The 22,608-nt window shown below is 68.5% G+C and carries 24 protein-coding genes; 6 read left to right on the forward strand and 18 right to left on the reverse strand.

From position 1 onward, the window contains the following. Window position 1: 1 nt before the first annotated feature. Window positions 2-232 carry a ferredoxin family protein gene (locus A5753_RS21310; protein WP_064885673.1) on the reverse strand — a complete coding sequence of 77 codons (231 nt, stop codon included), beginning with the start codon at window positions 230-232 and terminating at the stop codon, window positions 2-4. Beyond that, window positions 229-990 carry a GntR family transcriptional regulator gene (locus A5753_RS21315; RefSeq protein WP_067132986.1) on the reverse strand — a complete coding sequence of 254 codons (762 nt, stop codon included), beginning with the start codon at window positions 988-990 and terminating at the stop codon, window positions 229-231. The genes A5753_RS21310 and A5753_RS21315 overlap by 4 nt, the downstream gene beginning before the upstream one ends. Before the next feature lie 229 nt (window positions 991-1,219). On the opposite strand from A5753_RS21315, the gene A5753_RS21320 reads away from it, so the two are divergent. Together A5753_RS21320 and A5753_RS21325 are read left to right on the forward strand one after the other, a co-directional pair. Next, window positions 1,220-2,047 (forward strand): hypothetical protein, encoded by an 828-nt coding sequence (locus A5753_RS21320; protein ID WP_067133169.1) that lies wholly within the window; start codon window positions 1,220-1,222, stop codon window positions 2,045-2,047. Window positions 2,048-2,095: 48 nt separating this feature from the next. Further along, window positions 2,096-2,764 (forward strand): response regulator transcription factor, encoded by a 669-nt coding sequence (locus A5753_RS21325; protein ID WP_067132989.1) that lies wholly within the window; start codon window positions 2,096-2,098, stop codon window positions 2,762-2,764. Here the strand turns inward: A5753_RS21325 and A5753_RS21330 are convergent. Then, the gene (locus tag A5753_RS21330) at window positions 2,746-4,203 is read right to left on the reverse strand and encodes an ATP-binding protein (protein ID WP_082971419.1); all 1,458 of its coding nucleotides are present in this window, start codon (window positions 4,201-4,203) and stop codon (window positions 2,746-2,748) included. The two genes, A5753_RS21325 and A5753_RS21330, sit on opposite strands and share 19 nt — an antisense overlap. A 78-nt stretch (window positions 4,204-4,281) precedes the next feature. Between A5753_RS21330 and A5753_RS21335 the strand changes: the two genes are divergently transcribed. Then, entirely contained in the window at window positions 4,282-4,545 is a 264-nt protein-coding gene (locus tag A5753_RS21335; protein WP_231990131.1) for a hypothetical protein, read from the forward strand. Between the two features lie 4 nt (window positions 4,546-4,549). Here the strand turns inward: A5753_RS21335 and A5753_RS21340 are convergent, their stop codons facing one another. The 5 genes from A5753_RS21340 to A5753_RS21360 form a co-directional block, all read right to left on the reverse strand. Beyond that, a complete protein-coding gene (locus A5753_RS21340) occupies window positions 4,550-7,411 on the reverse strand; it encodes an aminotransferase class I/II-fold pyridoxal phosphate-dependent enzyme (RefSeq protein WP_067132992.1) in 2,862 nt (953 codons plus the stop codon). Between the two features lie 95 nt (window positions 7,412-7,506). Then, window positions 7,507-7,905 (reverse strand): antitermination protein NusB, encoded by a 399-nt coding sequence (locus A5753_RS21345; RefSeq protein ID WP_067132995.1) that lies wholly within the window; start codon window positions 7,903-7,905, stop codon window positions 7,507-7,509. After that, a complete protein-coding gene (nusB, locus tag A5753_RS21350; RefSeq protein ID WP_067132998.1) occupies window positions 7,902-8,405 on the reverse strand; it encodes a transcription antitermination factor NusB in 504 nt (167 codons plus the stop codon). The genes A5753_RS21345 and nusB overlap by 4 nt, the downstream gene beginning before the upstream one ends. Further along, window positions 8,402-8,965 (reverse strand): elongation factor P, encoded by a 564-nt coding sequence (gene efp / locus A5753_RS21355; RefSeq protein WP_066863465.1) that lies wholly within the window; start codon window positions 8,963-8,965, stop codon window positions 8,402-8,404. The genes nusB and efp overlap by 4 nt, the downstream gene beginning before the upstream one ends. Window positions 8,966-9,095: 130 nt before the next feature. Next, complete coding sequence (locus A5753_RS21360; RefSeq protein ID WP_067133001.1) at window positions 9,096-10,205, reverse strand: Xaa-Pro peptidase family protein; 1,110 nt, start codon at window positions 10,203-10,205, stop codon at window positions 9,096-9,098. 33 nt (window positions 10,206-10,238) lie between these two features. Between A5753_RS21360 and A5753_RS21365 the strand changes: the two genes are divergently transcribed. Beyond that, entirely contained in the window at window positions 10,239-10,949 is a 711-nt protein-coding gene (locus A5753_RS21365) for a B-4DMT family transporter (RefSeq protein WP_197694763.1), read from the forward strand. On the opposite strand, the gene aroQ is transcribed toward A5753_RS21365, so the two are convergent. Genes aroQ through aroC form a run of 4 tightly spaced genes read right to left on the reverse strand, consistent with a single transcriptional unit; the run spans window position 10,946 to window position 14,259 of the window. Then, window positions 10,946-11,392 carry a type II 3-dehydroquinate dehydratase gene (gene aroQ, locus A5753_RS21370; protein WP_067133007.1) on the reverse strand — a complete coding sequence of 149 codons (447 nt, stop codon included), beginning with the start codon at window positions 11,390-11,392 and terminating at the stop codon, window positions 10,946-10,948. The two genes, A5753_RS21365 and aroQ, sit on opposite strands and share 4 nt — an antisense overlap. Beyond that, window positions 11,389-12,483: a 3-dehydroquinate synthase gene (gene aroB / locus A5753_RS21375; protein ID WP_067133011.1), complete on the reverse strand. Its 1,095-nt coding sequence runs from the start codon at window positions 12,481-12,483 to the stop codon at window positions 11,389-11,391. Before aroB ends, aroQ begins: the two co-directional genes overlap by 4 nt. 46 nt (window positions 12,484-12,529) lie before the next feature. Beyond that, complete coding sequence (locus tag A5753_RS21380) at window positions 12,530-13,054, reverse strand: shikimate kinase (protein ID WP_067133014.1); 525 nt, start codon at window positions 13,052-13,054, stop codon at window positions 12,530-12,532. Beyond that, the gene (gene aroC / locus A5753_RS21385) at window positions 13,054-14,259 is read right to left on the reverse strand and encodes a chorismate synthase (RefSeq protein WP_067133179.1); all 1,206 of its coding nucleotides are present in this window, start codon (window positions 14,257-14,259) and stop codon (window positions 13,054-13,056) included. The genes A5753_RS21380 and aroC overlap by 1 nt, the downstream gene beginning before the upstream one ends. A gap of 220 nt (window positions 14,260-14,479) precedes the next feature. Between aroC and A5753_RS21390 the strand changes: the two genes are divergently transcribed. Beyond that, the gene (locus A5753_RS21390) at window positions 14,480-15,553 is read left to right on the forward strand and encodes an LLM class flavin-dependent oxidoreductase (protein ID WP_067133017.1); all 1,074 of its coding nucleotides are present in this window, start codon (window positions 14,480-14,482) and stop codon (window positions 15,551-15,553) included. Between the two features lie 5 nt (window positions 15,554-15,558). On the opposite strand, the gene A5753_RS21395 is transcribed toward A5753_RS21390, so the two are convergent. The 6 genes from A5753_RS21395 to A5753_RS21420 all read right to left on the reverse strand — a co-directional run bounded on the left by A5753_RS21395 (window position 15,559) and on the right by A5753_RS21420 (window position 21,791). After that, on the reverse strand, window positions 15,559-15,996 hold the full coding sequence (locus A5753_RS21395) for an A24 family peptidase (protein ID WP_067133020.1): 438 nt from the start codon (window positions 15,994-15,996) through the stop codon (window positions 15,559-15,561). A gap of 10 nt (window positions 15,997-16,006) precedes the next feature. Then, complete coding sequence (locus A5753_RS21400) at window positions 16,007-16,846, reverse strand: shikimate dehydrogenase (protein WP_067133023.1); 840 nt, start codon at window positions 16,844-16,846, stop codon at window positions 16,007-16,009. Then, window positions 16,821-18,068: an endolytic transglycosylase MltG gene (gene mltG, locus A5753_RS21405; protein WP_067133026.1), complete on the reverse strand. Its 1,248-nt coding sequence runs from the start codon at window positions 18,066-18,068 to the stop codon at window positions 16,821-16,823. The genes A5753_RS21400 and mltG overlap by 26 nt, the downstream gene beginning before the upstream one ends. Further along, window positions 18,061-18,567: a Holliday junction resolvase RuvX gene (ruvX, locus tag A5753_RS21410; protein WP_067133029.1), complete on the reverse strand. Its 507-nt coding sequence runs from the start codon at window positions 18,565-18,567 to the stop codon at window positions 18,061-18,063. Before ruvX ends, mltG begins: the two co-directional genes overlap by 8 nt. Beyond that, window positions 18,568-21,270, reverse strand: coding sequence for an alanine--tRNA ligase (gene alaS, locus A5753_RS21415; RefSeq protein WP_067133032.1), 2,703 nt, complete (start codon window positions 21,268-21,270; stop codon window positions 18,568-18,570). A gap of 131 nt (window positions 21,271-21,401) precedes the next feature. Then, on the reverse strand, window positions 21,402-21,791 hold the full coding sequence (locus A5753_RS21420) for a secondary thiamine-phosphate synthase enzyme YjbQ (RefSeq protein WP_197694766.1): 390 nt from the start codon (window positions 21,789-21,791) through the stop codon (window positions 21,402-21,404). A gap of 191 nt (window positions 21,792-21,982) precedes the next feature. On the opposite strand from A5753_RS21420, the gene A5753_RS21425 reads away from it, so the two are divergent. Beyond that, on the forward strand, window positions 21,983-22,606 hold the full coding sequence (locus A5753_RS21425; RefSeq protein WP_067133038.1) for a hypothetical protein: 624 nt from the start codon (window positions 21,983-21,985) through the stop codon (window positions 22,604-22,606). The last annotated feature ends 2 nt before the right edge of the window (window positions 22,607-22,608 follow it).

Consider the following 22,608-nt stretch of genomic DNA (forward strand, 5'->3'; position numbering starts at 1 on the left):
TTCAGCGAAGGAGATAGGGCATGTTGACGGTGACGGCGCCGGTCGGACAGCGGGCCGCGCAGGGGCCGCAATACCAGCACTCGTCGACGTGCATGAACGCCTTGCCGGTGTCGGGGTTGATGGCCAGCGCATCGAGCGGGCACACCTCCACGCACAGCGTGCAGCCGTCGATACACAGCGACTCGTCGATGGTGACCGGCACGTCGGCGCGGTTGTTGTTGATCAACGTCATGGGTTGCTCCTCATCGGCTCGGCTCTAATAAGTTTGCCCCGCATGGTGATTCGATCGCCCCGCATCCGGATGTACTCGAGGTCGACGGGGGTGCCGTCCGCGAGGCTGGTGAGCCGCTCGAGCATCAGCAGCGCAGCACCGTCGGGCACCTGCAGGGTGGCCGCCGAGTGCGCGTCGGCGGGAATGGCCTCCAGTGCCAGCGCCGCCGAGCCCAGCCGTTGCCCGCTCACCTTTTCGATGAGCGCGAACAGATCGTTGGTCTCCAGCGGATGGTTCAGCACCTCGCGGCCCAGCTTTGGGGCGAGGTAGGTGAGATCCAGGCTCAGCGGTAGGTCGCCCAGGTAGCGCAGCCGTTCGACGAACACCGCCTGCTGGCCCGGTTGCAGCCGCAGCCGGCGGGCCACCGACGGCGGCGCGGTGACCGGCATCGCGGCGCGCACCTCGTTGCGGACCTCACCGAGATCCTTGAATGTCTCCTTCAGACCCAGCAGCGCGTCGAGCCCGTGATCGTACTTGCGCTGCGCGACGTGCGTGCCGACCTTGGGTCCGCGGTCGATCAGCCCCTCGTGCTTGAGGACGGTCAGCGCCTCGCGAATGGTGTTGCGCGATACGGAGAATTCGGCGGCCAGGTCCAGTTCCGCGGGCAGGCCACCCGAGTAGGCGTCGGCGTGGATCTGCTGGCGCAGCACATCGGCGACCCGGCGGGCACGGTCGGCCCTGGGTCCTGCGATCGGTACTGGTTGCGCCACGGGGGTCACGCTAACGCAGCTCAGGGCGGTTTTGCGGGTCGCCGATCAGGCCCCGCGACGGCGGCCGGGCGCATTGCGCCGGGCCGCGTTCGGGCCCGACCAGCGAAAACCGCCACCCGCCGCGGTATTGCGCCACCTGCGCGAACGCGTCGGCTTTGCGATCCCGGTGAGCAGAACCTGCCAGGCCACCGAACCCGACGATTCCCGGATTGGCCCTCGACGAAGGATGATGGCGTGCATGACGGACGTTTCGAAGCACGCGCTGACCAAGGTGCCGGCGGTCACCCTGGGATTCTGGGTCATCAAGGTCTTGGCGACGACGTTGGGCGAGACCGGCGGCGACACCGTCACGATGACGCTGAATTGGGGTTACGCCGCCGGGGTCGCGATCTTCGGCGTCGCGCTGGTGGCGCTGGTTGCGGCGCAGATCCTCGCCAAGCGATTTCATGCGGTCCTCTACTGGGCGACGATCGTGGCCTCGACGACGTTCGGCACCGTGCTGGCCGATTTCGCGGACCGATCGCTGGGCATCGGGTACACGGGCGGATCGCTGCTGCTGCTGGCGTGCCTGCTGGCCACCCTGGGGCTGTGGCGATGGTCGCAGGGCACCGTGTCGGTCAGCACCGTCTCGACGCCCAAAGTCGAGGCTTTCTACTGGGCGACCATCACGTTCTCGCAGACGCTGGGCACCGCCCTCGGCGATTGGCTGGCCGACACACGCGATTTCGGGTACGAACGCGGCGCGCTGGTTTTCGCGGTCGGCCTGGCGGTGGTCGCGGCCCTGTACTTCTGGACGTCCATTTCCCGCGTCACCCTGTTCTGGGTGGCGTTCATCCTCACCAGGCCGCTGGGCGCGACCGTCGGTGACTTCATCGACAAGCCCGTGGCCGACGGCGGCCTGGCGTGGAGTCGCCCGCTCGCCTCGGCGGTGCTCGCGGCGCTGATCGCGGTGCTGGTCGTGGTCATACCGCAGCGCCCGGGCCGCCACCCCGGCGAACCCAAAGATGATGAGGCACAAGATTATCCGGGTAACGAAGTCGAGCAACCAGACCGGGACGGACGCTGACCGCCGCCCGATTGAGGGTACGTCCGGCCCTCGACGTAGCTTGGAAACATGCGCGTCCTGCTCGTTGAGGATGAACCGCGGCTGTCCGCCACCGTGGCCAGGGGGCTCAAGGCGGAGGGCTTCGTCGTCGTGGCCGTCGGCAACGGTGTCGACGGCCTGCGCGAGGCCACCGAAAACGCTTTCGACGTAGTCGTTCTCGACATCATGTTGCCGGGGCTCAGCGGTTATGAGGTGCTGCGCCGGATGCGGTCGCACAAGGTGTGGACACCGGTGCTCATGCTGACCGCCAAGGACGGTGAATACGACGAAACCGACGCCTTCGACCTGGGAGCGGATGACTATCTGACGAAGCCGTTCTCGTTCCGCGTGCTGGTTGCTCGGCTGCGGGCACTGATTCGTCGCGGCGCCCCGGCGCGGCCGGTGGTGATGAAAGCGGGGACGCTGGCCCTGGACCCCGCCCGGCACACGGTGAAACGGGGCTCGACCCCGATCGCGCTGACTCCGCGCGAATACGGGGTGCTCGAATTCCTGATGCGCAACAAGGACGTGGTGGTGACCAAGGCCGAGATATTGCAGAACGTCTGGGACGCGCACCACCACGGCCCCGACAACGTGGTCGAGGTCTACGTGGGATATCTGCGGCGCAAGATCGATGTTCCTTTCGGTACCAACACCATCGAGACCATTCGGGGCGTCGGTTACCGACTGCTGTCCTGAGACACGGGCAGCGTCACGATCATTTTTGTTCCACCACAGGGCGGGTCGTCGATGGTGACCACGCCCCCGTGCGCGGCAACGACCTCGGCGACGATTGCCAGGCCCAGCCCGGCCCCTCCCCCGGCGCGGGCCCGATCGGTATCCAGGCGCACGAAACGTTCGAATACCCGGCTCCGGTCGGCCGGGGCGATTCCGGGGCCGTCATCGCTGACGGCGAGCGTCGCCGTTCCGTCCTGGCCGCCGACTTCGATGGCGGCACACGAAACCGCATGGCGGACAGCATTTTCGATGAGGTTACGGATCATCCGCGACATGGCCACCGGGTCGGCTTGCAGGCGCACCGGCCGGATCTCGGTGTGGATCACGCATCGCGTGTCACGCCGCGCGCGGTCGACTTCGGCCTGAGCGAGCTCATCGAGCGCCACCTGCTCTTTGCGCCGCAGCAGCGTCTGCTCGTCGGCGCGGGCCAGCAGCAGCAGATCTTCGATCAAGGTATGCATGCGCCGCGCCTCGGGCAGCAAGGTGTTGATCGCCAGTTCGGCGTCGAGCAGATCGGGATGTGCCTCGGCCACTTCCAACCCGGAGATGATGGTGGTCAGCGGGCTGCGTAATTCGTGTGACGCGTCGCCGACAAAGCGCTGCTGCGCACGGTGACCCGCTTCCAGGCGCGAGAGCATCTCGTTCATGGTGACGGCCAGGGCCGCGATTTCGTCGTGGCTGTCCGGCACCGGCACCCGCTCGGCCAGATCCGAGGTCGAGATGTCGGCCACCCGGGTTCGGATGGCGTCGACCGACTGCAGCGACCGTCGCACCAGCCAGTAGGTTGCCCCGGCCGCGACCGCGACGATCACGGGCGCGCTGCAGGCCAACAGGATCGCCAGCGTCCGCGCGGTCGCCTCGACCGCCTCGCTGCCTCCCCCCACCAGCACCGTGTACACCCCCGATGGGGTCGCGACCTTTTGACCACTGACACGCATATCGTCACCGGCGACCGCGTCGTCGGGTAGGCCGCGACGCAGGTTGAAGTCGAACTGATTCGCCGGGACCAGCGGCGTTTTCGGCGCCGAGCCGGATCGCTTCACCACGGTGCCATCCGGACCGATCAATTGTGTTGCGACCACGCGCTGATCGGTATGCAGCAACGCGTTGTCGAGGTCGTCGAGCGAACCGGACTGCAGCGCCTTGGTGATGTCGTGGACCCTTTCGGCGGCGGCGTAGTCGACGCCCGCCAACAACTTGCGGTACAAAACCGCGTCCAACCCCGCGCCGGCCACGCTGAGCGCGCACAGCACGACGATTGCCGACGCGGCCGCCGAGCGGGCCGAAATGCCCAGCTGCGCGAGGTGCCACGAACGCGCTCGCCCGCTTCGCCGGAACGGCCGGATACCGGATATGCGCACGTCGTCAATTCTGCAACCCCGCCGCCGGGCTGAAAACATCGAGCTCAGCGCGTTCTCAGCGCCCTCTCAGCGGCCGCGTCCTAGGCTGACGTCGTCATGCCTGGTATTGCACGCCCTGTGCGTCGTAACGACCGTGCGATCACCCGACTACTGGTCGGCGTGGCGGTCATTCTCGGTTGCGCTGCCCTGGGAGCGACCCCCGCCGGTGCCGACCCGAGCCCGTTCAACACCCTCAGTTCGAGCTGCAACCAGACGGCTCCCGCGGGCCGCGACGCACTGCTTCAGGGGATCCGGCATGGCATCGCCGACTGGACGCCGGGTGGACCGCACACCTCCGCCCGCACCACGTGCGGCCCGAGCCCGACACCGACGACCGGTTAGTCGCTCAGCTGTCGGCGGCCGACGGCACCGCTGGGGCGTCGTCGACACCGTTGGCGCGTGCCCCGTTGGTTCCGGACGCGTCCGAGGGAAGCTCGAAAGCCGCGGTCACCGAACCCACCGCCGCCATCGCGGCGTTGCGTTGCGCTTCCATCCGGGCCAGCGCCGCCTCGGTGAAGACCGACAGCCCGAGATCGGGGTTGTAGCCGTGGATTTCCTTGACGTCGAGCTGGGCCATGAAGTACACGATCTCCTTGGAGACCACCTGGCCAGGCACCAGCACCGGAAATCCCGGCGGGTAAGGCACCACGAACGTCGTCGACACCAGGGTCTTGCCCTCGGCCAGCCGCCGTCCGGCGGTGCCGATCAGCACATGCTCTCGATCGGATTCTTCGTATCCCGAATAAAAGGCCGAACGCATGTCGCCGAACTTGCACTCATCGACGGGTTTGAAGGCGACGTCGAACTCACTGAAGTCGGGCAGATGCGGCAGATCCTCGGTGATCTCCTCCACATGACGCTGCTGCAACTCCCGGTCGGCGACGCTGGCCGCCTTCTCGATGCGGTCGAAATCGATTGCCACCCTTCGCAACACGTCGAGCAGGTAGTGCACGCTCGACCAAGTGACACCGATCGTGAAGATCAGCAGCACGCTGTTGATCGACGTTTTGTTGATCTGGATGCCGAATCGCTCCATCAAAATTTTCTCGCGGAAGTCGTAGCCGTTCATTCCGGTCGTGCCGACGAAAAGCGTGACACGCGTGGGATCCAGCACGAACTGGTCGGATCGCCACGCCTCGTTCCACTCGGCCAGGGCGCCCTGCCTGATCGAAGCGGTCGAGCTGACCGCGGACTCCCGGAAGTCCTCGGGCACCAGGTCCGATTCGTCGAGAATCCGAAACCACCTGCTGATCAGCCGGTCTTTACGCACCCGATGCCGGAAGACCAGCGCCATGTCGTAGACCTGCCGGACCAGTTGGAAGCCTTCGATGTCGACCTGGCGCCGGGCCAGGTCCAGGGACGCCAGCAGCTGCTGGTTCGGTGACGTCGAGGTGTGGGTCAGAAACGCCTCACCGAACGAATCGCGGGTCAGCGCGTTGAAGTCCTGATCGCGTACGTGGATCATCGACGCCTGCCGCAACGCCGACAGCGATTTGTGCGTGGAGTGCGTCGCATACACGCGCACCCGCGCGGTGGCCGGGTCGGGCATCAGCTTGCGCTCGACCCACTCCGACCGGTCGACCCCGGCCATGGACGCGGCCCATTTCCGGTATTCCGCAACGTATTCCGGCGATGCCAGCATCTGCTCGAGACGCTCGGCAGACACCATCGCGGTCCGCTGCCGGGCCCATGGCACGGCCGTGGCGAACGCATACCACGCCTCGTCCCACAAAAAGCAGATGTCGGGCTTGATCGCCAGCACCTCCAGCATGACCTGCAGGGGGTTGTAGACGACACCGTCGAACGTGCAGTTGGTCAGCAGAAGCATGCGCACCCGGTGCAGCTGACCGGCCGCTTCCAGATCCAGCAGTGTCTGCTTGATGGTGCGCAGCGACACCGCGCCATAGATCGCGAACTGCGGCAGCGGATACGCGTCCAGATACAGCGGGTAGGCGCCGGCCAGCACCAGCCCGTAGTGGTGCGACTTGTGGCAGTTGCGGTCGATCAGCACGATGTCGCCGGGTCGCGTCAGCGATTGCACCACGATCTTGTTGGCGGTCGACGTCCCGTTGGTGACGAAGTAGGTGTGGTCGGCGTTCCACGTCTTCGCGGCCTTGTCCATCGCCTTCTTGATGTTGCCGTGCGGGTCCAGCAGCGAGTCGAGGCCACCGGAGGTGGTGGAGGTTTCCGCCATGAAGATGTTGCGGCCGTAGAACTCCCCCATGTCCTGCAGCGACCTGGAGTTGAAGATGCTGGCCCCGCGCGCGACGGGCAGGGCGTGGAATTGGCCGACGGGCGCCGCGGCATACGCCCGCAATGCGTCGAAAAACGGTGTGGCATAACGGTTTCGCAGCCCGGCGAGCACCGTGCTGTGCAGGTCGGTGACGTCGTTGAGCCGGTAGAACGTCCGGTCGTAGACGTCGGGCTCGGCGTCATCGCCGGCGGCGATCGACTCGTCGGTCAGCAGATAGAGGTCGATGTGGGGGCGCAGCTCCCTGATCCACTCGCCGCACTCCACCCAGTCGTTGGCGCGATCGGGGATGACGCCGTTCGCGTCCTCGTTGGGCCCGAGCAACGTGTTCATCAGCGGCAGCCGGTCGCGCGACCGAAGCGGTAGGTCGTCGCGAATGATCGCGGCCTGGATCTCGCCGTTGAGTGCGACCGCGGTGATGGCGTCCTCGACGCTGGGAACCACCAAGATTTCGAACTGCACGTCGTCGGAGGGGCTGCGCAGCGTGCGCAAGCACTCGGCAAGGCTGTCCGGCGCCGTGCTCGGGGCGTCGTCGGCGAGCAGCACGGTGTAGAAGTGCTGCTGCTTGGCCTGTGCGACCAGCTCCTGGTCATCCAGCGGCGACGAGGTGTCGAAAAGCCCTGCGCGGTCACCGTATTCACTCAGCAATCGCACGGCCAAGGAGACCTCTTCGGTGAGCCGCACGGTGGACAGGCTCTCCAGGTGCGCGCGGAAGATCGCCAGATTCGACGCACCGGGGTACAGCCAGTACCGCTCGTATGCGGCGATGCGATCCATCAGCCGTTTCACCCGCGCCACGTCGTGGGCCTTGTCCAGACCGGCGAGGTCCACCTCGGCCAGGTGACGGCAGGCGTCGTCGAGCAGGTTCCACGTGTCGACCCGGGCGTAGGACGGGTTGGCCACGGCCGCCAGTGCGGACACTCGAAGTCGTCGCGGCTGGGTGCTGTATCGAATCATGACTCACCTGTTCTTCTCGGATCCGCCGCCGCTGACGTGCCGCTCGTATTGTCAACCCGCCGCGCCACCCCCGTGGTCATTTCACCGCAGCTCGATCAATCCGCCTCGTCGTCGCTTTCCACGTCACCCTCTATTACGCGCCTTCGCCCCCGGGCGCCGTCCGTCCACCGCAGCATCGGCAGCTCCCAACGGCGGGCCGGCAACTCGGTGACATCGGTGAGGGACCTGACCACGCCCTGCGTCAGTCCCATGATCGCGGCCATCACCGGCAGCAGCGGCTGCAGCGGCTTGGCCGCCGAGCGCACCGTGCTGATGCGGCGCGCGACGACCACCCGTTCGACGCAGTGATACAGCCAGGCGCCCACGGCGAGCGCGTAGATCGAGAGCACCGAGGCGACGATGGTCAGGCGAAAGGCGGCGCAGATCACCGCACCCAGCACCACCGTCGCGGCCAGGACGGCCGCCACGAGCAGGCGCAGCTCCAACCGGGTCATGGCTGCGGTCCGTGGCCCTCCGGTGTCGTGTCGGAACCCACCGCGCCCCGAACCGCCCGGGCGGCGGCCCTGATCTGCGGCGTCACCAGCATGATGTGGCCGAGGACCCCGTTGACGAAGCCCGGCGAGTCGTCGGTGGACAGCTCCTTGGCCAGCTGGACGGCCTCGTCGACGGCGACCGGCTCCGGCACGTCCTCGGCGTAGAGCAGCTCCCAGACCGCGACCCGCAGGATGGCGCGGTCCACTGCGGGCAACCTGTCCAGCGTCCAGCCCTGCAGATGCGAGCTGATCAAGTCGTCGATGTGCGCGGCGTGTTCGCTGACGCCGCGCGCCGCCGTGGCCGTGTACGGCTGCAGCGGCGCTATTTCGGGGTTCGTTTGTGCGAGCCCGGTGCGGACGTCGACGACCTCCGCCGGGCTCAATCCGCGGGCCTCGGCTTCGAACAGCAGGTCGACGGCGCGCTTGCGGGCCTGGTGGCGTCCCCTCACGGGTCTACTCACGCGTTGATGCGCCCCAAGTAGCTGCCGTCGCGCGTGTCCACCTTCAGCTTGTCGCCGGTGTTGATGAACAGCGGCACCTGGATCTCGGCGCCGGTCTCCACGGTGGCCGGCTTGGTGCCGGCGCTGGACCGGTCGCCCTGCAGCCCCGGCTCGGTGTGGGTGACCTCCATTTCGACCGATACCGGAAGCTCGAGGTACAGCGGTGACCCATTGTGAAAAGCCACCTGCACCGGTAGGCCCTCCAGCAGGAACCGGGCGGCGTCGCCGACCAGCGACTCGGGCAGCGGGTGCTGCTCGTAATCCTGGCTGTCCATGAACACGAAGTCCGAGCCGTCGCGGTACAGGTAGGTGGCGTCGCGCCGGTCGACGGTGGCCGTCTCCACCTTGACCCCGGCGTTGTAGGTCTTGTCGACGACCTTGCCGGAGAGCACGTTCTTCAGCTTGGTCCGCACGAAGGCCGGGCCCTTGCCGGGTTTGACGTGCTGGAACTCGACGATCTGCCAGAGCTGGCCGTCGATCACCAGCACCAGTCCGTTCTTGAAATCGGCAGTGCTTGCCACGGTTCGGTATATCTCCTCGGACGTTGGACAGTCGTCTGCGGACACTGTCTGTGACTTGTCGGCCAGTTTAGAGCGGTCCGCGACCTCGCCCCCCGGGCCGGGTCGGCCGGCGACGCACAACCCCTGGGGCTTACGCCAGAACCGTCAGCTCCTTGGGGAAGTTGGTCAGCAGTTCCGGGGGCTTGCCGCCGGCCTCGTCGGGCACCACCAGCGTGTCCTCGATGCGCACCCCGCCGCGGCCGGGCAGGTAGACGCCGGGTTCCACGGTCACCACGGATTCGGCCAGCAACGTACCGGTGGACGTGGCGCCGATGCCGGGCGCTTCGTGGATTTCCAGACCGACGCCGTGGCCCAGACTGTGGCTGAACTGCTCGCCATAGCCGGCGTCGGCGATCACCTGGCGGGCCGCGGCGTCCACCTCGCGCAGGCCGGCGCCGGCGTGCAGCGCCTCCCGGCCGGCTCGCTGCGAGTCGGCGACCAGCTGGTAGATCTCCAGCTGCCAGTCGGCCGCCTTGCCGAGCACGAAGGTGCGGGTCATGTCGGAGTGGTAACCGCCGACCAGCGCACCGAAGTCGATCTTGACGAAATCGCCGCCGGCCAGCGCCGCGTCGGTGGGTCGGTGATGCGGGATCGCCGAATTCGGCCCCGCGGCCACGATGGTCTCGAACGAGATCGCGTCGGCGCCGTGGTCCAGCATCAGGGCCTCCAGCTCGCGGCTGACCTCGCGTTCGGTCCGGCCGGGCCGCAGGCCGCCATGCGCAACCAGGTCGGTCAGTGCCGCGTCGGCCGCCTCGCAGGCCAGCCGCAGCAGCGCGACCTCGCCGGCGTCTTTGACCTCGCGCAGCGCTTCGACGGTTCCGGCCGCCTTGACCAGCTCGGTGGACGACTTGCGCTCGTCCAGCTCGCGGGTCAGGGAGTCGAATCCGTCGACGGTCACCACGTTGCTTTCGAAGCCCAGCTTCTGCACACCCGCCTCGGCGGCCTGTGCGGCCAGGTAGCGTCCCAGCGCCCGTTCGATTGCGACTTCGAGGTCCGGTGCCTGCTCGGCGGCCTGGGTTCGGTACCGCCCATCGGTGGCCAGCACGGGGCCGCGATCGTCGGCGAACACCAGCAACGCGCCGTTGGACCCGGTGAACCCGGAGAGGTAGCGAACGTTCACCAGGTCCGTGACCAGCAGCGCATCCAATCCGCTGGCCTCAAGTCGCGCTCTGAGTCTGCCTCGACGCTGTGAATGTGTCACGAGTCTTGACGGTACTCGCTACGCTTTGGGGCCATGAGTAAGTGGATGCTGCGCGGATTGGTCTACGCCGCGACGATGGTCGTGGTCCGATTGTTCCAGGGTGCGCTGATCAACGCGTGGCAGACGCAGGCGACGCTGTTCAGCGTGGCGCTGCTGCTTCTGTTCATCATCGGCGTGATCATCTGGGGGATTCGCGACGGCCGGGCCGACGCCATCGCCAACCCCGATCCGGATCGCCGCGGCGACCTGGCGATGACCTGGCTGTTGGCCGGCCTGGTGGCCGGCGTGCTCAGCGGCGCCATCACCTGGCTGATCGCGACCTTCTACAGCGGCCTGTACACCGGGGGGCTGCTCAACGAGTTGACGACGTTCGCGGCCTTCACCGCGCTGATCGTCTTCGTGCCAGCGATCATCGGCGTGGCCTTCGGGCGCTGGCGGGTGGATCGCAATCCCCCGGCGCGCCGGCCCGGCACTGACGACGAGCGGGCCGACACCGACGTGTTCTCCGCGGTGCGCGCCGACGACGCGCCCACTGGCGAGATTCCCACGCAGGGGTCCGGTGCCCACACCGAGGCGCGCACCGCGTCGGTCGCCACAGCCGAGCGCGAGGCGCCCACCGACAAGGTGTCCACCACCGAATCGCCGACCGAAACGATCGCCAAGCCCGGAGACGACCCGAAGACCGAGGTGATCCGCACCGGCGACGAGCACGCCAGGCCCAGCACGGAGCACGACAAGGGCTAGCTGTCGGAGCCGGGCTCCCCGGCCAGGTAGCGCAGGGCGAGCAGATAGCCCTGCACCCCCAGCCCGACGATCACGCCGGTCGCGACCGGGCTGAGGTAGGAGTGCCGCCGAAACTCTTCGCGCGCATGGACATTGGAGATGTGCACCTCGATGAGGGGGGCACTCAACTCCGCGCACGCGTCGCGCAGCGCCACGGATGTGTGGGTGAGCCCCCCGGCGTTGAGGATCACCGGTTCGCCCGCATCGGCGGCCGAATGGATCCAGTCCAGCAGCTCCGCTTCGTTATCACTCTGTCGCACAACGGCTTTGAGTCCGAGCGCGTCGGCCTCCCGTTCGATCAGCGCGGCCAGTTGATCGTGCGTCGTGTCGCCGTACACGTCCGGCTCGCGCACGCCCAGCCGGCCCAGGTTCGGGCCGTTGATGACGTTCACCGTGGTGGTCACGAAGCCTCCTCCGCGAGTCCGGCATAGGCCGCCGCCAACAACGAAGGGTCGGGGCCGGCCATCCGGCCCGGCTTGCCCAGGCCGTCGAGGACCACGAACCGCAGCACCCCGGCCCGCGACTTCTTGTCTCCCGACATGTATTCCAGTAACTGCGGCAACGCGTCGGCGTCGTAGCTGACCGGCAGGCCGAGCGCGGACAGGATGCTGCGGTGCCGCTGCGCGGTGGCATCGTCGAGGCGGCCGGCCAGCCGGGCCAGCTCGGCGGCGAAGACCAAACCCACCGACACCGCGGCGCCGTGCCGCCACTGGTAGCGCTCGCGACGCTCGATCGCATGCCCCAAAGTGTGTCCGTAGTTGAGGATTTCGCGCAGCTCCGACTCCTTCTCGTCGGCGGCGACAACCTCCGCCTTGACGGCGATCGCCCGGCGGATCAGCTCCGCCAGCACGTCACCCGACGGGTCGACCGCGGCCCGCGGATCGGCCTCGATGAGGTCCAGAATCACCGGATCGGCGATGAATCCCGCCTTGACGATTTCGGCCATCCCCGCGACTAGTTCGTTGGCCGGCAACGTCTGCAGTGTTGACAGGTCGACCAGAACGGCGTGCGGCTGATGGAACGACCCGACCAGGTTCTTGCCCGCGTCGGTGTTGATCCCGGTCTTGCCACCGATGGCCGCGTCGACCATGCCGAGCAGCGTGGTGGGCACGTGTACGATGTCGACGCCGCGCAGCCACGTGGCCGCCGCGAACCCGGCGACGTCGGTGGCCGCTCCGCCGCCCAGACTGACCAGTGCGTCTTTGCGCCCAATCCCGATGCGGCCCAGGACTTCCCACAAGAAGCCCACCACCGGCAGGTCCTTGCCCTCCTCGGCATCCGGGATTTCGATGCGGTGCGCGTCTACACCCTTGTCCGCCAACCGGCTTCGGATCACCTCGGCGGTCTCCGCCAGCACCGGTTGATGCACGATGGCGACCTTGTGCCGGCCACAGAGAAGTTCGTCCAGCTCGCCCAGCAAGCCGGTGCCGATGATCACCGGGTAGGGCGGGTCGACGGCCACCTCGATGGTGACCGGATCACCGGGCGGGGTCATACGGCGCCACTCCTCATCGCTTCGCGACGCATCGTCGCCGGCGCTGTCATGTCGCGGCCCCGGCGGGGGCCTGCAACCGCGACACGATGTAGCGGACCACCGCACCGGGGTTGCGCCGGTTGGTGTCGACGCGGATGGTCGCCGCGCGCCGGTACAGCGGGCTGCGCTCGGCCAGCAGCGCGCGGTACTTGTCGGCGCGATCGGGTCCGGCCAGCAGCGGGCGCACGGTGTTGCCGCCGGTGCGCCGCACGCCTTCGGTGGCGCTGATCTCCAGATAGATGACGGTGTGACCGGCGAGCGCGGCCCGAACCCCCGGGCTGGTGACCGCGCCGCCCCCGAGTGACACCACGCCGTCGTGGTCGGCCAGCGCGGCGCGCACCACGCCTTCCTCGATGCGGCGGAATTCCGGCTCGCCGTCGGTGGCGAAGATCTCGGCGATGCGGCGCCCGGTCTGCTGCTCGATGGCCACATCGGTGTCCAGGAATTCGACGCCCAGCGCCTTGGACAGACGCCGGCCGATGGTGGACTTGCCCGACCCCGGCAGACCCACCAGGACCGCTTTGGGCGCCATTACGCGGTACCCCGCGCGGCCGGCGACTCCCGCTCGGCGACCGCCTGTCGATAAGCCTCGACGTTGCGGCGGGTTTCGGCCAGCGAATCGCCGCCGAACTTCTGCAGCGCCGCCCGGGCCAGCACCAGCGCCACCATGGCCTCGACCACCACGCCGGCGGCCGGCACCGCGCACACGTCCGAGCGCTGATGGATCGCGACGGCCTCGTCGCCGGTCGCCATGTCGACGGTGGCCAGCGCCCGCGGCACCGTGGAGATGGGCTTCATCGCGGCGCGCACCCGCAGCGGCTGGCCGTTCGTCATGCCGCCTTCCAGGCCGCCCGCGCGGTTGGTCGAGCGGACCACGCCGTCGGGCCCGGGATACATCTCGTCGTGGGCGCGGCTGCCGCGGCGGCGCGCCGTCTCGAAACCGTCGCCGATCTCGACGCCCTTGATCGCCTGGATGCCCATGACGGCCGCGGCGAGCTGGCTGTCGAGGCGGTTGTCGCCGCTGGTGAACGAGCCCAGCCCGACGGGCAGGCCCACGACCACCACCTCGACCACCCCGCCGAGGGTGTCGCCGTCCTTCTTGGCGGCTTCGATCTCGGCGATCATCGCCTCCTCGGCCGCCTTGTCGAAGGCCCGCACCGGGCTGGCGTCGATCGCGGGCAGGTCGCCCGGGCCCGGCGGCGGGCCCTCGTAGGGCGCCGACGGGCCGATCGCGATCACGTGCGAGAGCACCTCGACGCCGAGCGCCTGACGCAGGAACGAGCGGGCGATGGTGGCCGCCGCGACGCGGGCCGCGGTCTCGCGGGCGCTCGCCCGCTCCAGCACCGGCCGGGCGTCGTCGAAGCCGTACTTGAGCATGCCCGCGTAGTCGGCGTGGCCGGGCCGCGGCCGGGTCAGCGGGGCATTGCGCGCGGTGTCCGCCAACTCGGCCGGGTCGACCGGATCGGCGGCCATCACGGTCTCCCACTTCGGCCATTCGGTATTGCCGATCTCGACGGCGATGGGCCCGCCCAGGGTGACGCCGTGACGCACCCCGGCCAGCACGCTCACCGCGTCACGCTCGAACGCCATCCGCGCGCCGCGACCGTAACCGAGGCGGCGGCGGGCCAGCTGTTCGGCAATGTCGAGCGAGGTGATCTCCACACCGGCGACCATGCCTTCGAGCACGGCCACCAGCGCGCGGCCATGCGACTCCCCAGCAGTGATCCAACGCAACACGGGTCCCATCTTCCCATGTCGACTTCCGAAAAGCCGATTCGCGCAGCCCGCGGCGATAGTGGGCCCGCGCGCGGCCCGGGTCAGAAGAAACTGCTCTGCGGCAGGTCCGCACCGTGGACGGCGCGCCCGCAGATTCATCCGCGCTGATTCTTGCGATGACCATGGGATAGGCCGCGAAGCCGCGCCGCGCCTTCGCGGTCATGTGCCACCATGTTGCCTGGTGGGGCAATTTCTCTGGTACATACCGAATACCGTCGAGCCGGGCCATCGAGGCGACGATACCGTCGACGGCTGGGGAAGCCTCGACTATTCGGTCGACCTGGCGCTGCGGGCCGAGCAACACGGCTGGGAAGGCGCGCTGATCGGCACCGGCTGGGGGCGGCCGGACACGTTCACCGTCGCGACCGCAATCGCCGCGCGCACCACCAACTTCGCCCCGCTGGTGGCGGTCCGCCCCGGTTACTGGCATCCGGCGCATTTCGCCAGTGCGGCGGCGACCCTGGATCGGCTCAACGACGGCCGGCTGTTGATCAACATCGTGAGCGGTGCCGATGACCTGGCCGCGTATGGCGACGCCGAAGTCGACAAGACACGCCGCTACGATCGCACCCGCGAATTCATCCGGCTGGTGCGCCGGTTGTGGAGCGAGGACGACGTCACCTTCCGCGGCGAGTTCTACCGCGTCGAACGCTCGACGCTGCGGCCGCGTCCGCTCGGTGCGGCCGGCGGCCGGTTCCCGAAGCTCTACTTCGGCGGGGCATCGGCGACCGCCGAGCAGGTCGCCGCGACCGACGCCGACGTCCAACTGTTCTGGGGCGAGTCACTGGACGGGATCGCCGAACGCATCGACAGGCTGAAGTCGTTGTCCGACAAGCTCGGTCGCGAACACTCGCCGCTGGAATTCGGCCTTCGGGTGACCACGCTCGTGCGCGACACGTCCGAGCAGGCCTGGCGCGACGCCGAGGCGAAGGTCGCCAAACTGGCCGGCACGCCGACCATGCTGCTGCTGCACGACCCGGCGGGGTCCGAGGGGCAGCGGCGTCTCAACGACCTTGCCGGGCGCGGGGAGGTGCTCGATTCCTGCCTGTATACGACGCCGAGCAAGTACGGCGGGGAAGGCGCCGGCACGACGTGGCTGGTCGGCTCGGCCGTCGAAGTCGCCGACGCGTTGCGCAAATATGCCGACCTCGGGGTCAGCCATTTCGTGTTGTCGGACACCCCGTACAAGTCCGAGACGGTCAGGTTGGGCGACCAGTTGTTGCCGCTGCTGCGCTCCACCGCCGTGCCGAACTGAGGGCGTCAAAACAGCGCCAGCCCCACGCCCGCCGCGCTGGCCAGACACATCGACGGCCCGTGCGGCACCGCGGCCGCGCCGTCGGCACCGCCGCGAAGCCGGCCGACCGCCCCGATCACCGCGGTCAGCAACGGCGCCCCCACCGCCGCCAGAAACCACACGCCGACCCCGAAGCAACCGGTCAGTGCGCCCAGACCGAGAGCCAGCTTGACGTCACCGGCGCCCATTCCGCGCGGCACAGCGCAGTGCACCGCCAGGTAGACCGCGGTCAAGGCCCCGGTTCCGGCCAGTGCGGCCGACCCGCGGCCAGCCACCGTCGCGACGGCCAGGACCGCCGCGGCGCCGGTCAGCGTCAGCGCGTTGGGCAAGCGCCGTTCGCGGATGTCGTAGCAACTCAGCGCCGCCAACCAGGCCACCACCAGACACGCCGCCGCAATTCCCATGCGCGGCAGGCTAATCCGGGGGAGCCACCGCGCAAGTCATGGCCTCGCGCGGCGCGGGCAGCCCGGTGAACTGCTCCACCTGCGCGAAAGCCTGGTGCAGCAGCATCTGCAGACCGCTGACCACCCGGCCACCCGCGCCGCTGACCGCGGCGGCCAACGGCGTGGGCCACGGATCGTAGACGGCGTCCAGCAGCACACCGATGCGCGCGAAGGTGCCGACGTAGCGTTCGGCCACGTCCGCCGGGATGGTGCTGACCAGCACCTCCGCGGCCGCCACCTCGTCGGCCAGCCCGTCGCCGTCCAGGTCGCAGAACCGGCTCGACACGCCCAGCTGCGTGCCCAGGTCCACCAACCGGGCCGCCTTGTCGGGATTGCGGGCCACCACGGTGATGCCGGCGACGCCCAGTTGGACCAGCCCGGCGACGGCGGCCGGCGCGGTGCCGCCCGATCCACAGACGAGCGCCCATCCAGAGGTCCGCCCTGTTGACGCGAGCGCCCCCGCGACCCCGTCGATGTCGGTGTTGTCGGCCCGCCAGCCGGTCGGCGTGCGCACCAGGGTGTTGGCCGAGCCCACCCGCTGCGCGCGGTCGGTGCGCTCGTCGGCGAATCGCAGGGCGGCGAACTTGCCCGGCATCGTCACCGACACCCCGGCCCATTCGGGGCCGAATCCGCCGACCACGCCCGGCAGCTGGTCGGCGTCGCACTCGATGCGCTCGTAGGTCCAATCGGTTAGACCGAGCGCGCGGTAGGCGGCCAGGTGCAACTGCGGGGATTTCGAATGGGCGATTGGCTTACCGAGCACGGCCGCCCTGCGCGGGCCCGCGCTAGCGGGGTGTGCTGTCGAGGACACCGTTGTGCTTAGCCAGCTCGATGTTGGCCAGGTGTTGTTGATAGTCGCGGGTGAACAGCGTCGTCCCCTGAGCGTCGATGGTGACGAAATACAGCCAGTCGCCGGGCTCAGGGTGCTCGGCGGCGCGCAGCGCGTCGGTGCCGGGCGAACAGATGGCGGTGGCGGGCAAGCCCTGGGACACGTAGGTGTTCCACGGCGTCTTCTGGGCCCGGTCGGCGTCGCTGGTAGCCACCTCGCGGCGATCCAGCGGGTAGTTGACCGTCGAGTCGAACTCGAGCGTGTGGTGGGCGTGTAGGCGGTTGTAAATGACCTGCGCGACCTTTGCGAAGTCCTGGGAGTTGGACTCCTGCTGCACCAGTGACGCCACCACCAGGATGTCGTAGGGCGACAGGCCCATGGCCTGGGCGGTGTCCACCAGCCCGGACTTCAGGTACTCCTCGGCTCCGGCCCCGATCAGGGTGGCCAGGATGGCCTCAGGCGAAGCGGATGGGTCGATGTTGAACGTGCCGGGCGCGATCAAACCCTCGATCCGGCGGTGGTCCCTGCCGAGCTCGCCGACGGGTTCGGTGGCCCATGGCGGCACTGCCAACGCCAAGGGAGAGCTGTTGGTCGCGGCCGCGCGCAGGTCCTGCGCCCGGACGCAACGGGTGTCACCGTCGAGGTCCACGCAGGTGGCTCGCGAGATCAGCGTCAGGATTCCGGGCGTCACCACATTGGTCTTCATGTCGGTGGTGTCGTCGAGCTGACGGCCTTCCGGGATGACCAGCCGGCCCACCCGGCTATTCGGGTCGGTCAACCGCGCGACGGCGTTGGCCGCCGGGATTTCGGTGCGCATCCGGTAGAAGCCGGGCTGAATCGAGTTGATGGCGCTGTTGCCGTGCGCGGCGTTGACGAACGCCCGCACCGTCTTGATGACCTGCTCTTTTTGCAGCGTCTCGCCGATGTTGGTGGTGGAGTCACCGGCCTGTACCTGAATCACCAGGTCCCGCTTGCCGCTGCCGCTGTAGTCGTCGCCGAGCCCAAACAGGGCGTGCCACAGCTTGCCGCCCATGAAGACGCCGGCGACCACCACCACGACGAACACCGCGAGCGCGATCTTTGCGGCGAAGCGCCGCCGACGGCCCCGCTTCGCCTGGTTGCGGGCGACGCGGCTCGACCTGCGCCGGGACGGCGCGCCCACCGCCTCGGGCTCGGCCCGTTCCCGCCGTGCGCTGTCAACCATCGCTGAGCTCCCCCGCCACCGCCGTGCGGCGCTGATCCAGCCAGCTCTGCAGGATCGCCACCGCCGCCGCCTGATCGATCACAGCACGCTGTTCCTTGGCCCGCACCCCCGCCGCGCGCAGCGATCGCTGCGCGGCCACGGTGGTCAACCGCTCGTCGGCCAGCCGCACCGGAGTGGGCGCAATCCGCTGAGCCAACGCGTCGGCCACCTCGATCGCGTCGAGGGCCGACGGGCCGGTGCGATCGGCCAGCGTGCGCGGCAGCCCGACCACCACCTCGACGGCCTCGTATTCGGCGGCCAGCGCGGCCAGTCGCCGCAGATGTTTGCCGTTGCGGTCGCGGCGGACGGTTTCGACCGGGGTGGCCAGGATGGCGTCGGGATCGCTGCAGGCCACGCCGATGCGGACGCTGCCGACGTCGATGCCTAGCCGTCGCCCCCGCCCGGGATCCTGCTGCGGATCGCCGGGCCGGTCAGGCAAGCGGTGCTGTGTCAAGACCACTCAATCGACCCGCGCTATCGCGGCGATCTCGGCACGTATCGCGTCGAGCGCCACGTCGATGGCTGCCGGGTCCTTACCCGAACCCTGCGCCAGGTCAGCCTTGCCGCCGCCACGTCCGTCGACGGTCGCGGCGAGCTGCTTGACCAGGTCGTTGGCGCGAAGGCCGAGATCTTGGGCGGCCGGGTTGGCGGCGACCGCATACGGCACCGACCCGCCTTCGCCCTCGGCGATCAGCGCGACCACCGCGGGATCGCTGCCCAGCTTGCCGCGAATATCCCCGACCAGGGAGCGCAGATCGGCCGCCGTCATCCCGCCCGACATCCGCTGCGCCACCACCCGGACGTTACCGATACGCTCCGCGCCGGCCGCGGCGTTGGTCGCGGCGGCCCGCGCCCCGGCCAGCCGGGCGCGTTCGAGTTCCTTCTCCGCCGCCTTGAGCCGCTCGACCAGGTTGGCCACCCGGGCGGGCACCTCGTGGGACGGCACCTTCAGCGACGACGCCAGTCCCGCCATCAGCGCGCGTTCCTTGGCCAGGTGCCGGAACGACTCGAGCCCGACGTAGGCCTCCACCCGGCGCACGCCGGAGCCGACCGAGGATTCGCCCAGGATCGTCACCGGGCCGATCTGAGCCGAGTTGTGCACGTGAGTGCCCCCGCAGAGCTCCAGCGAAAACGGGCCGCCGATCTCCACCACCCGAACCTCGTCGGGGTAGGCCTCGCCGAACATGGCCATCGCGCCCATCGCCTTGGCCTTGTCCAACTGCTCGGTGAACGTGTGCACCTCGAAGTCGGCCTGCACGGCCTGGTTCGTCACCTCTTCGACCTCGGTGCGCTGTCCCTCGGACAGCGGACCCTGCCAGTTGAAGTCGAACCGCAGGTAGCCCGGCCGGTTCAGCGATCCAGCCTGAACGGCGTTGGGGCCCAATACCTGTCGCAGCGCCGCATGCACCATGTGGGTGCCCGAGTGCCCCTGGGTGGCGCCGCGGCGCCACTGCGGGTCGACCGCGGCGACGACGGTATCGCCCTCCACGAATTCACCGGACTCGACGTTAACCCGATGTACCCACAGGGTTTTGGCAATTTTCTGCACATCGGTGACCGCGGCGCGGGCGCTCTGTCCGGCACCCGTCCCACTGATGGAGCCCTCGTCGGCAATTTGGCCGCCGGCCTCGGCGTACAACGGAGTGCGGTCGAGCACGAGTTCAACCCGGTCCGCCCCTTCGGCGCCGTGGGCGACCACCGGAACCCGCTTGCCGTCGACGAAGATGCCCAGAATCTTTGCCTCGGAGGTCAGTTCGTCGAAGCCGGTGAACTCGGTGGGCCCGGCGTCCACCAGTTCGCGGTAGGCGGTCAGGTCGGCGTGTGCGTGCTTACGCGCGGCGGCATCGGCCTTGGCGCGGCGGCGCTGCTCGGCCATCAATTCCCGGAAGCCGACTTCGTCCACCCGCAGGCCGGCCTCGGACGCCATCTCCAGCGTGAGCTCGATGGGGAAGCCGTACGTGTCGTGCAAGGTGAAAGCATCCGAGCCCGAAATCCCTTTCGCGCCAGAGGCTTTGGTAGTGCCGGCCACCTCGTCGAACAGCTTCGAACCCGCCGTCAGTGTGCGATTGAATGCGGTTTCCTCGGCGACGGCGATCCGCCGGATGCGGTCGAAATCGGCGACCAGTTCGGGATACGACGGGCCCATCGCGTCGCGCACGGTGGCCATCAGGTCACCGACGATGGGTCCCTCGATGTCGAGCAGCTTGGCCGAGCGAATCACCCGGCGCAGCAACCGGCGCAGCACGTAGCCCCGGCCATCATTGCCGGGTGTGACGCCGTCGCCGATCAGAATGGCCGCGGTGCGACTGTGGTCGGCGATGACCCGGTAGCGCACGTCGTCTTCGTGGTTGCCTACGTCGTACCCACGCGGTGCCCGCGCTGCCGCGGTGTCGATGACGGGCCGCAACAGGTCGGTCTCGTACACGTTGTGCACGCCCTGCAGGATGAAAGCGACCCGCTCCACCCCCATGCCGGTGTCAATGTTCTTGCGCGGCAACGGCCCCAGGATCTCGAAGTCGGCCTTGCCGGTGCCCTCGCCGCGTTCGTTCTGCATGAACACGAGGTTCCAGATCTCGATGTAGCGGTCCTCGTTGGCGATCGGGCCGCCCTCGACGCCGAACTCCGGCCCGCGGTCGTAGTAGATCTCCGAGGACGGGCCGCACGGGCCGGGGATGCCCATCGACCAGTAGTTGTCTTCCATGCCGCGGCGCTGGATGCGGTCCTCCGGCAGCCCGGCGATTTCCTGCCACAGCCGCACGGCCTCGTCGTCGTCGAAAAAGACTGTCGTCCAGATGCGTTCGGGATCGAGGCCGTAGCCGCCCTGCTCGACGCTGTTGGTCAGCAGGCTCCACGCGAGTTCGATGGCCCGACGCTTGAAGTAGTCGCCGAACGAGAAGTTGCCGGCCATCTGAAAGAACGTGTTGTGCCGGGTGGTGATACCGACCTCGTCGATATCCGGGGTGCGGATGCACTTCTGGATGCTGGTGGCGGTCGAGTATTCGGGGGTCCGCGCACCCAGGAAGTAGGGCACGAACTGGACCATGCCGGCGTTGACGAACAACAGGTTGGGGTCGTCCAGTATCACCGATGCGCTCGGCACCTCGGTGTGCCCCGCCTCCACGAAATGATCAAGAAACCGTTTCCTGATCTCGTGTGTCTGCACTTTCGGAGTCCGCTTCTTCCTGTTACTTCGACGTCTGCATCCCAGCCTATTCGCCGGCGCATGGGAAGCCCGTCTAACGACGCATTTCGACCGCTCACAGTACCTGCCCCGGCGCGACGGGCACCGAGGCGCTAACCCTCCAGAAAGCTCAGCCGGACCGAGCGTTGCGGGTTGTCCCGGTTCAGGTCGACCAGGACGATGCTCTGCCACGTGCCCAGCATTGGCTCACCGGCCGACACCGGAACCGTCACCGACGGCGCGACGAGCGCCGGCATCACATGGTCGGCGCCGTGGCCCGCGGAGCCGTGCGAATGCCGGTAACGATCGTCGCGCGGCAGCAGGCGCTCCAGCGCGTCGACCAGGTCGTCGTCGGAACCGGCACCCGTCTCGATGATGGCCACCCCGGCCGTGGCGTGCGGAACGAACACGTTGCACAGGCCGTCCCCCCGCGAAAAGCAGAACCCGCGCACCGCCTCGGTCAGATCGACGATTCGGCGGCGCGAGGTGTCCACGTCCAACAAATCGGTATGCACCCGGCCAAGCCTACGGCGCGAGCCTTGAGGCCAGCCAATGCATTGTGAGCGCTGCCACAGAGTTCAGGGCAGCGAAGAAGCTTGCCGAAAGCGTTGCGGCGACTAATCGGCAGGAGGAAGGTAGCGGGTGGGACCGGTGGCGCCGCCGGGGCGCCGCCCCGACACAGGAGGGGCCGACCGTGTACGCACGCTCCACCACCATCCAGGCGCAACCCCTGTCCGTCGACATAGGTATTGCGCATGTTCGCGATGTCGTCATGCCCGCCCTCACCGAAATCGATGGGTGTGTGGGGCTGTCGCTGTTGGTCGACCGGCAATCCGGCACCTGCATCGCCACCAGCGCGTGGGAAACCATCGACGCGATGCGCCGCAGCGCCGAGCATGTCGCACCGATCCGGGACCGTGCCGCGCTGATGTTCGACGGCAGCGCGCGCGTCGAGGAATGGGACATCCCGTTGCTGCACCGCGACCACCCCTCCCGCGCTGGGGCGTGTGTGCGGGCCACCTGGCTCAAAGTGGTCCCCGACCAGCTGAACCGGTCGCTGGAGTTCTACCGGATGGCGGTGCTGCCCGAGATGGAGAATCTCGACGGTTTCTGCAGCGCCAGCCTGATGGTCGACCACCCCGCCTGTCGCCGCGCCGTGAGCTGCTCCACGTTCGACTCCATGGAAGCGATGGCCCGCAACCGCGACCGCGCCAGCGAACTGCGCAGCAGGCGGGTGCGTGACCTGGGCGCCGAAGTGATCGACGTCGCCGAGTTCGAGCTGGCGATCGCGCACCTTCGGGTGCCCGAGCTGGTCTAGCG

This window comes from Mycobacterium sp. 852002-51971_SCH5477799-a (assembly GCF_001667145.1).
Lineage (GTDB): Bacteria > Actinomycetota > Actinomycetes > Mycobacteriales > Mycobacteriaceae > Mycobacterium.